The 13,456-nt window shown below is 62.3% G+C and carries 10 protein-coding genes; 6 read left to right on the forward strand and 4 right to left on the reverse strand.

Translation table 11 applies throughout. The annotated features are described in order from the left end of the window. Nucleotides 1–2: 2 nt before the first annotated feature. From ACODR9_RS08435 to ACODR9_RS08450, 4 genes are all read right to left on the reverse strand, one after another. A complete protein-coding gene (locus tag ACODR9_RS08435) occupies nucleotides 3–2,831 on the reverse strand; it encodes an EAL domain-containing protein (protein WP_488808773.1) in 2,829 nt (942 codons plus the stop codon). A gap of 112 nt (nucleotides 2,832–2,943) precedes the next feature. Further along, complete coding sequence (locus ACODR9_RS08440; RefSeq protein ID WP_488808774.1) at nucleotides 2,944–3,933, reverse strand: L-threonylcarbamoyladenylate synthase; 990 nt, start codon at nucleotides 3,931–3,933, stop codon at nucleotides 2,944–2,946. A 51-nt stretch (nucleotides 3,934–3,984) separates the two neighbouring features. Then, nucleotides 3,985–6,342 carry a YbcC family protein gene (locus ACODR9_RS08445; protein ID WP_488808775.1) on the reverse strand — a complete coding sequence of 786 codons (2,358 nt, stop codon included), beginning with the start codon at nucleotides 6,340–6,342 and terminating at the stop codon, nucleotides 3,985–3,987. Beyond that, entirely contained in the window at nucleotides 6,329–7,804 is a 1,476-nt protein-coding gene (locus ACODR9_RS08450) for an NADH-quinone oxidoreductase subunit L (protein ID WP_488808776.1), read from the reverse strand. Before ACODR9_RS08450 ends, ACODR9_RS08445 begins: the two co-directional genes overlap by 14 nt. Before the next feature lie 97 nt (nucleotides 7,805–7,901). On the opposite strand from ACODR9_RS08450, the gene ACODR9_RS08455 reads away from it, so the two are divergent. The 6 genes from ACODR9_RS08455 to ACODR9_RS08480 all read left to right on the forward strand — a co-directional run bounded on the left by ACODR9_RS08455 (nucleotide 7,902) and on the right by ACODR9_RS08480 (nucleotide 13,451). Beyond that, nucleotides 7,902–8,792, forward strand: a complete 891-nt coding sequence (locus ACODR9_RS08455) for a LysR family transcriptional regulator (RefSeq protein WP_488808777.1) — start codon at nucleotides 7,902–7,904, stop codon at nucleotides 8,790–8,792. Nucleotides 8,793–9,033: 241 nt separating this feature from the next. After that, nucleotides 9,034–9,453: a hypothetical protein gene (locus ACODR9_RS08460; protein ID WP_488808779.1), complete on the forward strand. Its 420-nt coding sequence runs from the start codon at nucleotides 9,034–9,036 to the stop codon at nucleotides 9,451–9,453. 266 nt (nucleotides 9,454–9,719) lie between these two features. Beyond that, a complete protein-coding gene (locus ACODR9_RS08465) occupies nucleotides 9,720–10,142 on the forward strand; it encodes a (R)-mandelonitrile lyase (protein WP_488808780.1) in 423 nt (140 codons plus the stop codon). A 150-nt stretch (nucleotides 10,143–10,292) separates the two neighbouring features. Then, a complete protein-coding gene (locus ACODR9_RS08470) occupies nucleotides 10,293–10,883 on the forward strand; it encodes an ANTAR domain-containing response regulator (protein WP_488808781.1) in 591 nt (196 codons plus the stop codon). A gap of 9 nt (nucleotides 10,884–10,892) precedes the next feature. After that, nucleotides 10,893–11,996 carry a CmpA/NrtA family ABC transporter substrate-binding protein gene (locus tag ACODR9_RS08475; protein ID WP_488808783.1) on the forward strand — a complete coding sequence of 368 codons (1,104 nt, stop codon included), beginning with the start codon at nucleotides 10,893–10,895 and terminating at the stop codon, nucleotides 11,994–11,996. Nucleotides 11,997–12,248: 252 nt separating this feature from the next. Further along, a complete protein-coding gene (locus ACODR9_RS08480; protein ID WP_488808784.1) occupies nucleotides 12,249–13,451 on the forward strand; it encodes a nitrate/nitrite transporter in 1,203 nt (400 codons plus the stop codon). The last annotated feature ends 5 nt before the right edge of the window (nucleotides 13,452–13,456 follow it).

Below are 13,456 nucleotides of genomic sequence, written 5' to 3' on the forward strand. Positions count from 1 at the left end.
CTTCAGCCTACCGTGGTTTCGTCGGCGCTCCAGTCGGCAATCGGCACGGGTTTGCCAAACAGATAACCCTGATAGACATAGCAGCCGTAGCTTTCCAGATAATCACGCTGGGCGTGTGTTTCCACCCCTTCGGCAATCACCTCCAGCCCCAGCGAACGTGACATGGCCAGAATCGCCTTGACGATGGCGGTGGTACTGACGTCTTTGCCCAGTTCGCGGGTGAAGGATTGATCGATCTTGATCTGATCCAGCGGCAGGCGCTTGAGATAAGACAGCGAAGAGTAGCCGGTACCAAAGTCATCCAGCGAGAAACGTATGCCCAGCCTGCTGAGTTGGTGCATGCGCGCCACCACCAGGTCTACATTTTCCAGCACGATGCTTTCCGTCAGCTCCAGCTTGAGCCGGGCCGGGTTGGCACCGCTTTGCTGCAGGCTGTTTTGTACCGATGCCACAAAATCCGGCTGGTGAAACTGGCGTGCGCTGACGTTTACCGCGATATCCAGCATACGAAAATCCGGGTGTTGCTCCCATTCCTTCAGTTGCTGGCACGCGCTGTCTATCACCCAGCGCCCCAGTTCGATGATCAGCCCCATTTCCTCAGCCACCGGGATGAACTGGGCTGGCGACACCATGCCACGCTCGGCAGAGCACCAGCGCAGCAGCGCCTCGGCACCGATGCGGCTGCCATCCTGCCCAACCTGCGGCTGGTAGTAGAGCACAAATTCCTCGCGGGCAAATCCCAGTCGCAGTGCGTTTTCCAGCAGGCTGCGCGCTTCGATGCTGGCTTGCATGGTGGGGCTGAAGAAGCGCACCCGGTTGCGACCGGCATCCTTGGACTGGTACAGCGCAACATCAGCCTGTTTGAGCAGGTTTTCCATCGACGTTCCCAGGCCACGGAATAAAGTCAGTCCGATGCTGGTGGTGTAGACATGTTCGGTATCCTGATCCCCTTCCAGACAGTAGGGGCGGGATAGCTGGTCACGGATGTTCTCGGCAATCTGTTCGGCACGCTTGGCGGCAATGGTTTCATCGGGGCCCAGGTTTTCGATGATGGCGACAAATTCGTCCCCGCCAAGCCGGGCCACGGTATCAGCTTCGCCAATGGTGTCGCGCAGACGGCGGCCCACCTGAACCAGCAGCTTGTCACCCATTTCGTGGCCCAGGGTGTCGTTGAGCTTTTTGAACTGGTCCAGATCCAGCATCATCAGCACGCCATGTTCGCGCGAGCGTTCGCTGATTTTTTGTGCCTGCTGCAGACGGTCGAACAGCAGGCGGCGGTTGGGCAGCCAGGTAAGCGGGTCGTAGTGCGCCAGTTGGCGGATTTCGTCTTCCGCCTCCTTGCGCTCGGTGATGTCGTGCAGGGTGGCACGCTGGCCCAGATAGCTGCCATCCTCGCCGTAAATGGGGCGGCAGGTATAGTTTACCCAGCGGATATCGCCATCTTTGCGGCAGATGCGCAAATCCAGGCCCACCGTTTCCATTGCACTATCGTGCGTGTGTCGCCGGGCCAGCCATTGCTCACGGTCTTCCGGGTGGATGATGGCGTCCAGCAGGGCCGGATTGCGCTCGAACTCACTGGCGCGATAAGCGCTGACTTTTTCCGCAGACGGGGTCATGTAGTGGAATTGGCCGTCAGGCTTGATCCAGTACACCCAGTCGCTGGCCCAGTCCATCATGGTGTGGAATTTCAGCTCACTCTGGCGGATGGCCTCGATGGCGGCTTTCTTGTCGGTAATGTCATCCTTGATGGCTACATAGTGGCTAATCTTGCCATCCTGCTGGCGTAGCGGGGCAATCACCACGGCTTCGACATATTCGCTGCCATCCTTGCGCCGGTTGACGAATTCGCCTTCCCATACCTTGCCGGCCATCAGGGTGGACCACAAATCGGCATAGGTTGCCGCAGCGGTTTTACCGGCATGCAGAATACGCGGGTTCTGTCCCAGCACTTCATCCGGGCTGTAGCCGGTGTTCTTCAGGAACGCCTCGTTCACATATTCGATGCGGGCATCCATATTGGTAATGACGATGCTGGCTGGGCTTTGCTGTATCACCAGCGAAAACTTCTTTAGCTGCTCCTCGCGGCTGAGCAGTTCGGCTGTGCGTTTTTCGATTTCGGCTTCCAGCCGCAGCTGGTGGGATTGCAGATCCTGCTGATGGCGCTCCTGGGCTTGAATCACCCGGCGCATTTGGCGGGCAAAGGGCACAAAGATGAGCAGCGCCTCGCTCAGCAACAGCACAAGGGCCGCCAGCCAGGCAATGTTTTCTACCGTTTGCAGCTGATCGACGGCCGCTTCACCTTCCAACTGATAGCGTTGGACTGCGGCATCCAGTGCGTGCAGCAGGTTGCCCTCTGCCAGTGCCAGCAGTTGCTGCAGGGCCGGGTCTGCCATGTTCAGCCTGCCATCCGGCTGCGCCAGGATGTGTCTGGCCAGGGCCAGATAACGGTTTTCCAGGAAATGAATGGCTTGCGGATTGCCAAAGTACAGCGCATGCACCGCTGGTGACATTGTCTGCGGCAAGTGCAGCTGCGGCGCACCATTGATCAGGGCTTGATGACTGCTTGCCATCAGGCTGACCGCCTGCTGCAATTGCTGACGCAGACGGGCGGAACCACTCTGGGTTGTGGCCAGTTGCTGGCTGAACAGGGCGATGCGCTGGCTGAGCATGCGCTGGCGACCACTGACATTGACCAGGGCGGCTGTGCTTTGCTGCGCGGCAATCGCCAGCTTTTGCGACACAAAGGCGCTGGTTGCCAGTATTGCCATCAGGGATAGCGCAATGATGTAACGCAGCTTGAAGGAACGGAGCATTCGGTGTTCACGCGTCATGCCGGTATTTCCTGACAGATTCTGCAGGACATCATGCATGACAACGGGCTTTTGTGAAAAGCCCGTTTCTGCGTTGCCAGGTAAAAATGCAGTGGATTTACATCGGCTTGGCTCAGCGGTGACAGGCTTGGTCTGCAACGGGTGTGCTGGCACGCAACAGACGGTCACGCACATGCAACCAGGCGGGCGTATCCGGTGGCAGCTCGATCAGAATGCGGCTGCAGCCGCTGGCCTCAGCCTGATGCAGCACGGCATAGATCTGGCTGGCATAGGCAGCCGGATCGGCCGGCAGCAAATAGCTTTGTGTAACCGGCAGCGGGGTGGCCGGGCTGCCTGCCATGCTGATGAAGGCCAAGCCCTCCGCCCACATCTGCACCGGCAGTCTGCTGCGGTGTGCGGCTTCAACACGATGGCAGGGAATCCGGGGGGCATAGTGTGAAGCCAGTGCACCGGGCACACGCGGTACCTGGTGATGCTGGCCCTGATCCAGCGGCAGCACGCCAGCCAGCTGGGCGGCGCTGATGCTGCCAGGGCGCAGGATGCGCGCCTGCGGGCCGGACAGGTCGACAATGGTGGACTCCAGCCCGAAGCGGCAGTCCCCGCCGTCCAGCACTGCTTCGATACGGCCTTCCATCTGGCGCACCACATGGGCGGCACTGGTGGGGCTGATGTGACCGAAAGGGTTGGCCGACGGCGCAACCACGGCATGGCCCAGTTGGTCGAGCACGGCCTGGAATAGCGGGTGGGCCGGCCAACGCACGGCAACGGTATCCTGCCCGCCGGTAATCAGGCGTGATACTGCCGGTGCCGCTGGCAGCACCATGGTCAGCGGGCCGGGCCAGAAGGCTGCGGCCAGTTGCTGAGCGTGGGCGGGTATCTGGCTGACCCAGTGCTGCAGATGGGACAGGTTTGGCAGATGCACGATCAGCGGGTGATCGGCCGGCCTGCCCTTGGCGCTGAAAACCCGGCGGATGGCGGCAGGGTTCTGCGCACTGGCGGCCAGGCCGTACACGGTTTCGGTAGGCAGTGCCACCAACTGGCCATTTCCCAGCAGGCTGGCCGCGCGCTGGATGTCTGCGGTGTGCGGTTTTAGGTATTCCATCGGTGCTTTCTGTGGGGTGGCTCAGGCGTCATGCGGCAATCCGGCTGCCAGCTAGTTGCCGTTACGCCAGTATTCCATGCCGGTTTCGGCAAAACGGTACAGGTGCAGCCAGCGGCGCTTTACCAGCATGGCAACTTCCGGCTGTTGTTCCAGCGCCAGGCTGATCAGCCGGGCGGGTGCGTCGATGCAGGCAGCCAGCCGCAGCGGTGCATGACGCCATTGGCTGCCGTCATGCACAGACTGCTTGGACAGGCCGATGCGCAAATCACCGCTATTGCCCTCGAACACGCCAATGCGTCCACCTACTACGTTGTGCAGCAGCTTGTTGCCGCTGCCATAGCGCGCGGGGTCGGCAACGGCGGCGAAATACTGCATGTTGATCCAGTGCGCCACTACCAGCGGGCCGCCGAAAATGGCTGCCAGATGGTTGGCTTGCGGGTCTTGTCGCCAGTCGTATTCCTGCAGGAAGGCCCGGCCATGCAGATTGAGCGCGGCGGTGCGGCTGCGCGGTGCGGCAATGAAGCTGTGATTGCCGGCCAGCCCCCATTCGGGACGGGTTTCCGCCCAGTGATGGCCTTTTTGCCGCAGCAAGGACAGTAGCTTGTCAGGATGAATCTCTACGGGGATGCCGTCCTGGCCGGTGTGTCGGCTGCGCGCCAGGGCGGCGGCTTCCTCCAATAGCGGCTGCAGTTGCCGCCCCCGCTGTTGCAGGGCCGGGGATTGGCCATCGGCTTGCAGTACCTGCAGTTCATCACTATGGGTCAGGTGCAGCACCGGCAAAAACAGGGTGGCTGTTGGAATGACCCAGCCGCGTGCAGCCAGCCCGGCCCGTACCGCCGGGCGCTGCAGCCAGTCGCTGAGCAGCAGCACATGCAGGTGGCCGCCATGGCCGCCGCAGGCACCGCATTGTAAGGCCGATGCCTGCGGGTTGTTGCTGCTATGACTGGCATGGCCCACCAGCAATACCGTGCGGGGAAAGCGCTGCCCCAGCCCCATGGCAGGCAATAGCTGCTCCAGGCTTGCCACAATGTCATCGGTGTTCAGTTGGCGGCCAGCAGAAACCATGCTCTGGTCTTTGTCATTCAGCCAGGGGTCCAGCTCGGCCAGTGTTGCCCTGCGCTTGCCGGGAAAGGCCTTGCGCAGCAGTTTGCCCGCCTTGCCCAGCCCGGCGCTTTCCACCAGGGTGAAGGACGATAGCGGGGCGCGCTGGAAGGATCCCCACTCCTGCAGCCCCTTTTCCAGCGGCGGCATGATGGCTTCCCAGCTGGGGGCCAGCAGGCCGGGCAGGCGTGGCTGGCTGTGGTCTTCACCGGCAAAGCGGATCGCCAGCGGCAGGCCGAAGAAACCGGCAAATCCGGCGGTGGTGGCCGCAGGCAGCACTTGCTCCAGGGCGCGGCGCATCGGCTCCGAGCGCACATCAATACAGAAGACGGCATGAATGTCGGCTCCGGCAAGCTGTGTGGCGGCGGGCTGGGCGCTCAAGTGGGAGAGCAATGGGGCGTGGCTGGCCAGTTCGGCGGCGCGTTGCCAGATCAGACCGCGTGCGTTGACGGGGGGGGTGGCGGATTGTGCGTCCCATGCCGCCTGCCAGTGTTGCCAGTGGCTGTCTGCGGTGCGGTCGCCATTGTCCAGCAGACACTCCCAGGCCAGCTGCATGGCCAGTAATTCTGCGGGCAGGCTGCAGGCGGTGCCGGTAAGTTCGGCTTGCCATTGCTGGTATCGGCACCATGCGGCCCAGCCGCTATTGCGTTGCAGCAGCACGTAAAACCAGTCGCTCAGCCAGCTTGGCTTGGCTTGCAAGCGCTGCTGGGCGTGGCGGAACAGCGCATGGTGATCCTGGGGCAGTGCCGCAATAGCACTGCGCAGGCGTTCGCGTGCGGCGGCGTCCGGGCTGGGAGGAGGTTGCAGCGCCATTTCGGCCAGCCAGTTTTGATAGAGCTGGCCATGGCGATCCGGCTGCCATTCTGCCTGGTCGTGATCGAACCATGCTGCGCAGCATTGACTGATTTGCTGGGTAATGACCTGCTGCCAGCTTTGCTGCCCGGCGTGGCCGGCAGCGTCCTGCCGCCAGTTGCTTTGCAGCAGCCTTGCTGGCGTAGCGTGGCGTTTGGCTGGCCCCTGCTGCAGCCACTGCACGGCAGATTGCTTGATGCCTGCTTCCTGCAGCGCGGCATTCAGGTCGGCATTGCTGATCTGACCTGCAGCGTACTGCTGGCGGTAATCGGCTTCGTCCAGATGCAGGCGGCTGTCTGCCAGGTTTTGCAGGGTATGGTGGGCTTGCTCGAACGATTGGCTGCGCAAGCCCCAGTAAGGCGAGCTGGCCAGCAGGCTGTCCAGCGGCCAACTGGGTGCAATGCGGCTGGCCGCAGCCTGGGCAGCAGAGGGCCAAAGCGTGTCAGTGGATGTCATGGGCAGTGGCTCCGTTGCGGGTAAGAGGGGGGCGTCGTCCCAGCCGGTGCAGGCGGGTGCGCATGGTGGTACGCAGCCACCATTCGTCCAGATAGAGGCCGCCAAAAGCGCGTGCGTACAGGCGCTGGCTGAGCGGGTGGCCGGGGTGTCTGTCTATCCAGCCTTGCAGCAGGAACAGCCCGCCAAAGAACAGCGCCAGCAGTAACTGACAGGTCAGTGGAACCCCGGCGTGATCAGCCTGCATCCGGGCAAACAGGGTGTGCAGCAGCAGGTAGATCTGGCATAGCAGCAGCGCCAGCGCATAGCCGCGCATGCTGCGCTGGCAGAGCGGGGCCAGGCCCAGGCCGATGATCACGATCAGCAGCAGCGGCGGTTGCAGGGCGTGACCCAGCGCCAGCTGCCAGCCTTGCAGGCTGGCCAGCAGCAGGGCAATGCCAGCCACGCCGCTGGCCAGATGCCAGCCTTTGCCCTTGGCTGGCGTGCTGGCCGACTGGCGGATGGTGGCGCGCACCTGGTTGCCCGAACTGAGAAAAGCATGTGCCTTATAGATGGAGTGGGTGATCAGATGCAGCAGGGCCAGCGAGTACTGCCCCAGCCCGCACTCCATCAGCATAAAGCCCATCTGGGCGCAGGTAGACCAGGCCAGGCGCAGCTTGATGCTGATGCGGGTTTGCATCACCCAGCAGGCCAGACCGGCAGTCACGCCACCCCATACCACCAGTAGCCAGGCGGTCAGTGGTACTGCCGTCCACAGCGCGGCCAGCTTGATCAGCACCATGCCGCCCAGATTCACCACCCCAGCATGCAGCAGGGCCGAAATCGGGGTTGGGGCTTCCATCACCTGGGTCAGCCAGCCGTGAAACGGCAATTGCGCGGTTTTCAGCAGCACGCAGCACACCAGCAGCAGCGCACCGGCATCGCGGGCCAGCACGGCGGCAGGCGCTGTCAGCGGGCGGGCGATATCGGCAAAGGCAGGCGAGGCTACCGCCCAGGCAATCAGGCCCGCCCCCAGCAACAGGCACAGTTCGGCCAACCGGCTGGCCACGGCTTCGCGCCGGGCGGCAATGCGGGCCTGTGGCCGCTCGGGGTAAAAGGTCAGCAGGCTTTGCAGAGCCGGACTGGTCAGCAGCCAGCCCGCCAGCAGGGTGGGCCAGTCCTGGCTGGCCACCACCAGGGTGGCACCGGCCAGCAGCCAGCCCACCGCACGCAGAAAACGGGCCTGGCCTGCTTCGCCACTGAAATAGCGCACCGAAAAGCGCAGGATCACCCAGGCCAGCAGTTGAATAAGCAACTGGAATAGCAGGGCAGGCTGCAGGCCTTGCCACAGCATCAGCAGCAAGGCCGCCGCCGCGCCAGCAGCGGCGCTAGCCTGGGCCAGTTGCCAGTGACGCTGCTGGCTGGTGCGCAGCAGTGCCGTCAGCAACCAGGGCAGGGCCAGCAATGTGTGAAAAGAGAGATCCATGAGATGGCTGGCTAATGAGTGAAAACACCGGCACTATGCCCGCCATCGCTTGTTCGGTAAAATACATTAATATTCACAAATCAATCTATTAAACAGAATGATAAATCGCCTCAACTATCATCACCTGTATTATTTCTGGCGCGTGGCGGCAGAAGGCCACCTGACGCGCACCGCCGAACGGCTGCATATATCGCAGTCGGCGCTGTCGGCGCAAATCCGCCAGCTGGAAGAACAACTGGGCACGCCCTTGTTTCTGCGCGAAGGCAAAAAACTGCTGCTAACCGAAATGGGCGCATCGGTACTGCGCTATGCCGAAGCTATTTTTGCGCTGGGCAATGAGCTGCTGGCCACCACCACCAGCACGGATGCCGGGCAGGGCGGCCAGCTGCGCATTGGCAGCGTATCCACCTTGTCACGCAATTTTCTGGAAAGCTTTTTGCACCCAGTACTGGGGCGGCAGTCGGTAAAACTTAATCTGGAGGCTGGCGGGCTGGAGGAGCTGCTGAGCCGGTTGGCGGCCTTTGAGCTGGATGTGGTGCTGAGTAATCGCCCGGTGATTGCCGATGACAAGCACCCGTGGCGCTGTCGCACGCTGGCGCGGCAGGAGGTGTGCCTGATCGGGCCGCCCGGACTGGTGCAGGGGCCGTTCGACCTGACGCAGATACTGCGTCAGCAGTGGCTGATGGTGCCCAGTGCCAAAAGCGAAATCCGTGTGCGCTTTGACCTCTTGTGCGAAAAACTGGGGATAGAACCGCGCATCCGTGCCGAGGTGGACGATATGGCCACCCTGCGTTTGCTGGCGCGTGATGCCGGTGCGGTGGCGCTGATTCCGGCCATTGTGGTGAAGGACGAACTGGGCAAGGGGCTGCTGGAAAAATACGGCTCGGTGCAGGGGGTGGAAGAAACCTTCTACGCCATTACCGTACGCCGCCGGTTTGAAGCGCCGCATCTGAAGGAACTGTTCCAGCTGTTTGCCATGCCAAGCTGAGCGGCAGGTGCGGCCCATTCAACTGGTGAATGATGGTGGATGCAAAATGCCATTCATGGGCTGGCGGATTCGCCAGGGCAGGGCGAGGCAGGGTGCGGTTGCCGGCTGTGTAAGATTGGGTAAATAAAGTTATTGCTGTTTAAATTTGCCATTACATTGCTAATCAATTTCCATGCAGGCAGTGCAGATAAACTGCCTGTTAACACCGTGAATCAACCCCGCTTTTCAGCTGCCCATCCTCATGCGTCACTTGAAGACTGCACGCCTGCTTGTTTGTTGTCTTGCCCTGAATGATGGCCTGGCCACCGCTGTGCGGGCGCAGGCCGCGCCACTGTACTGGCAATGTAGCGACCAGTGCGAACAACATGCCGAAATGGAAAACAAGCCAGTGCACAAGGAAAAGAACGGTAATCTTTCCGTCTGGTGGCGCGTTAATTTTGCCCTTGGCGGTAGCGCGGTGCACAGCGCAGAAGTAATGACCGAGCTGGATTGCCTGGCTGGTTTTGGCCGGGACCGGGCGATTGTCTATTTTGAGCAGCCCAGGCTGGCAGGCGGGGTGAAGGGCTTCAGCATCGATAATGGCTGGTACACCCTGAATACACAGCGTTTCAATGACTTCCTGCTCAAAGTGTGCAGCACGTACACGGCAGCGGCGGATTGACCATGTGACGCGTCGTGCCGCTCAGCCCGGCCCCCGCAGCAGTGTCAAAGAAGGTTTGCCGGGTGTTGTCGTCGGCGCGGGCCATGCATGCCCCCCTTATGCCGCTGGGCGGTTTGGGCAAAACATCAGCAAGACTGATGAGCCGCATTCAGCAAGGTATGTTGTGCAAGAGACCTACCGCCAGCGGGCGGCTGGGCCTAAAGTGATAATGCCGCTGGCAAGGAAATCAACAGCGGCATGATGCTAACTTGCCAAGGAGCAGCGCCATGGAATTGCACATCAGCCGTGCGGGCAGCCAGCCCGCCATGCGTGGGCCAGAAGAGTGGTTTACCGGCCAGGTCCGGGTGGATATGTTGTTCCAGCCGCAGGAGCCCGCGCGGGCATCCGGTGCCAGCGTCACCTTCGAGCCGGGTGCACGTACTGCCTGGCACACCCACCCACGGGGACAGACCTTGCTGGTGACTGCCGGCTGTGGCCTGATCTGCCGCTGGGGTGGAGAGGTTCAGATCATCCGGCCCGGTGATGTGGTATGGATACCTGCTGGCCTCAAACACTGGCATGGTGCCACCACCAGCACCGCCATGACGCATATTGCGATTCAGGAGCAGGAAAACGGTGTTGCCGCCCACTGGGCGGAACCGGTCAGTGACAGCCAGTATCAGCAAGCGCAGCCAGCGACGCTGTCGTAAAAACCACCCCATAAGCGGCATCCTTACCCGCTTGCGCGGCAGCCTTGGCGATTCGCCGCTTGTCCGCGCCCAGCGCTATCGCCACGATGCGCTGGCATGTGCAGGCACGAATATTGCACTTGTTGATGGCAACCACTTCCAGATGCTGCCATGACTGCTTCCACTCCATTACGACTGCTGCTGGTCAACGATACCGACCGCCCGATGGCACAGCTGCATGCGGCGCTGACGGCGGCGGGCTATCTGGTGATTGCCCAGGCCCAGGGTGCAGCCGAGCTGCTGCAACTGGTGGACAGCCAGGCACCGGACATCATCATCATCGATACCGAATCCCCCTCGCGTGACACGCTGGAACAACTGGCACTGATGGGCCATGCCGCACCGCGCCCGGTGGTGATGTTTGCCGAACAGGGCGGCCTGAGCACCATTCAGGCTGCGGTCAGCGCCGGGGTTACCGCCTATGTGGTGGACCAGGTGGCCGCCAGCCGGCTGGCCCCCATCATCGACATGGCGCGGGTGAAGTTTGAAGAAGACGCGCGGCTGAAAAAACGGCTGGCCGAGGTGGAAGAACAACTGGCCGACCGCAAGCTGATCGAACGTGCCAAGGGCATCCTGATGGAGCGCCGCCAGTTGTCCGAAGCCGAAGCCTATGCGCTGCTGCGCAGCCAGGCCATGCAAAGCGGCCTGCGCCTGGCCGAACTGTCCCGCCAATTGATCAATTCCAGCAAGTTGCTGGGCTGAAAGCCTTTCATGACTGCTCCTGCATCCCCGTACAAACTCAAGCTGGGCTTTGTGGCCCTGACAGACTGCGCCGCACTGGTGGCTGCCCACAAGCTGGGGCTGGACCGGGAGCTGGGCCTGCAGTTTTGCCTGCAGCGCCAGCCGTCCTGGTCTGCCGTGCGCGACAAGCTGAGCAGCGGGCAGCTGGATGCCGCGCATGCCTTGTATTGCCTGGTGTATGGCATGCAACTGGGCATGGGCAGCCCGCAATGCGATATGGCCATCCTGATGACGCTGAACCAGAACGGGCAGGGCATCAGCCTGGCTCCAGCCCTGGCGCAGCAATACCGCCAGGGCACCAGCCTGAGCCAGATCAGCCAGCAACTGGGCCGTCCACTGACGCTGGCGCATACCTTTCCCACCGGCACCCATGCCATGTGGCTGTACTACTGGCTGGCGGCGCAGGGCATACACCCCTTGCGTGACGCCCGCTGTGTGGTAATTCCCCCGGCACAGATGGGCGATGCGATGCAGGGCGGCATGCTGGATGGCTTTTGTGCTGGCCAGCCCTGGCATGCGCTGGCACAGCAGCACGGCGTGGCCAGCCTGGTGGCTGACAGCGCCGCCATCTGGCCGGATCATCCGGAGAAAGTGCTGGCCTGCCGTCGCGAGCTGGCGCAGCAGCAGCCGGATCTGGCCGGGCGTATGGTGCAGGCGCTGTTATTGGCCAGCCACTGGCTGGACCAGCCGGAAAACCATGCCCAGGCCGCCGCCTGGCTGGCGGAAGACGACTATCTGGCCATGCCGGCGGAGCTGATTCTGCAGCATTGGGAAAGCACTGATGTCAGCCCGCTGCGCTTTTGCGCTGATGGCCAGGTCAATTACCCCTATCTGTCGGATGGCTTGTGGTTTCTGCAGCAATACCGCCGCTGGGGCATGTGGCAGGGCGATGGCGAGCAAGCAGTGGTGGCCGCAGTCAACCAGACCGCGCTGTACGAGCAGGCGGCCAGAAACTGCGGCCTGCCGCTGCCCGTCCCGGCTGGCCGCCACAGCGTACTGATGGACGGCTGCCACTGGCCAGCACCCGCCGATGCCGCGCCCATTGTCGGTGCGATGCTGAATTTTACGCACTGATGCGGTGCAACATAGGGCTAAAAACAGCGTAATCCGGTCGCTAACAGGCTTTTTGCAGCTGGCACGCTATTTGCAATGATTACCTCGCAGCGGCGCAATGGCGTGCCACTGCACCAGACATCACGGCAGTGGCCAACGGCGGCCGCTACCGACACGGACAACGGCGTCCTCTCCTGATTTCACCATCAGGGAGGACGCCGTTTTTGTTTTGGCCATTTGGCGGGAAGCTCGCTTCCCCGACAGGAGCACTACATGGACCGCACTTTCTGGCAAGCCGGACACAAGCCCACCCTGTTTTCAGCCTTTCTGTATTTCGACCTCAGTTTCATGGTGTGGTATCTGCTGGGGCCCTTGCAGGTGCCTATTGCCAGCGCACTGCACCTGTCCACCCAGCAGCGCGGCCTGATGGTAGCCACGCCGATTCTGGCCGGGGCCATCCTGCGCCTGCTGATGGGCGTGCTGGTGGACCGCATCGGCGCACGCGGAGCCGGCATCATCGGCCAGCTGATCGTGATTGCCGCCTTGCTGGGGGCCTGGCAGATCGGCATTGCCAGCCTGGGCGGTGCGCTGCTGCTGGGCCTGTTCCTGGGCGTGGCCGGGGCCTCGTTTGCGGTGTCGCTGCCGCTGGCTTCGCGCTGGTATCCGCCGCAGCATCAGGGCACGGCCATGGGTATTGCCGGGGCGGGGAACTCCGGCACCGTGCTGGCCGCCTTGTTTGCCCCGGCGCTGGCGCTGGCCTTTGGCTGGCAAAACGTGTTCGGCCTGGCCTGCATTCCGCTCATTGCTGCGCTGGCTATCTTCACCTGCTGTGCCAAGGACGCACCGAATGCGCCACCGGCCAAGAAGCTGGCCGACTATCTGGCCGTGTTGAAGGAAAAAGACGCCTGGTGGTTCATGTTTTTCTATTCGATGACCTTTGGCGGCTTCTCCGGCTTTGCCAGCGCGCTGCCGGGCTACTTCCACGACCAATTCGCTTTTGATGCCAAAACCGCAGGCATGTATACCGCCGCCTGTGTGTTTGCCGGTTCGGTGATGCGTCCGCTGGGCGGCATGCTGGCCGACCGTCTGGGTGGTACCCGCTCGCTGCTGGCGGTGTACCTGTGCTGCGCGCTGCTGATTGGCGCAGCCGGTTTCAATGTGGGTGGTTCTTCGGTGGCGCTGGTGCTGTTCATCCTGGCCATGCTGTGCCTGGGTGCCGGTAACGGCGCGGTGTTTCAACTGGTGCCGCAGCGCTTTGGCAAGGAAATCGGCGTGATGACCGGCCTGGTGGGTATGGCGGGCGGGGTGGGCGGTTTTGCCCTGGCCGCCAGCCTGGGTGCCATCAAGCAGGCTACCGGTGGCTATGCCGCTGGCCTGTGGCTGTTTGCCTGCCTGTGCTGCCTGGCCTGGTTGAGCCTGGCTGGGGTGAAACAACGCTGGCGCAGTGGCTGGACCGTTGCCGCAGCCCGCGTCTAAGAAGC

The sequence above is a fragment of the Aquitalea sp. FG25 genome (genome assembly GCF_057809375.1).

Excerpts from the sequence above, each read along its gene's own strand:
- ACODR9_RS08460 (WP_488808779.1), top strand. The coding sequence starts at position 9,034 with ATGCGTCACTTGAAGACTGCACGCCTGCTTGTTTGTTGTCTTGCCCTG.
- ACODR9_RS08450 (WP_488808776.1), bottom strand. The coding sequence starts at position 7,804 with ATGGATCTCTCTTTTCACACATTGCTGGCCCTGCCCTGGTTGCTGACG.
- ACODR9_RS08455 (WP_488808777.1), top strand. The coding sequence starts at position 7,902 with ATGATAAATCGCCTCAACTATCATCACCTGTATTATTTCTGGCGCGTG.
- ACODR9_RS08475 (WP_488808783.1), top strand. The coding sequence starts at position 10,893 with ATGACTGCTCCTGCATCCCCGTACAAACTCAAGCTGGGCTTTGTGGCC.
- ACODR9_RS08435 (WP_488808773.1), bottom strand. The coding sequence starts at position 2,831 with ATGACGCGTGAACACCGAATGCTCCGTTCCTTCAAGCTGCGTTACATC.
- ACODR9_RS08445 (WP_488808775.1), bottom strand. The coding sequence starts at position 6,342 with ATGACATCCACTGACACGCTTTGGCCCTCTGCTGCCCAGGCTGCGGCC.
- ACODR9_RS08440 (WP_488808774.1), bottom strand. The coding sequence starts at position 3,933 with ATGGAATACCTAAAACCGCACACCGCAGACATCCAGCGCGCGGCCAGC.
- ACODR9_RS08465 (WP_488808780.1), top strand. The coding sequence starts at position 9,720 with ATGGAATTGCACATCAGCCGTGCGGGCAGCCAGCCCGCCATGCGTGGG.
- ACODR9_RS08480 (WP_488808784.1), top strand. The coding sequence starts at position 12,249 with ATGGACCGCACTTTCTGGCAAGCCGGACACAAGCCCACCCTGTTTTCA.
- ACODR9_RS08470 (WP_488808781.1), top strand. The coding sequence starts at position 10,293 with ATGACTGCTTCCACTCCATTACGACTGCTGCTGGTCAACGATACCGAC.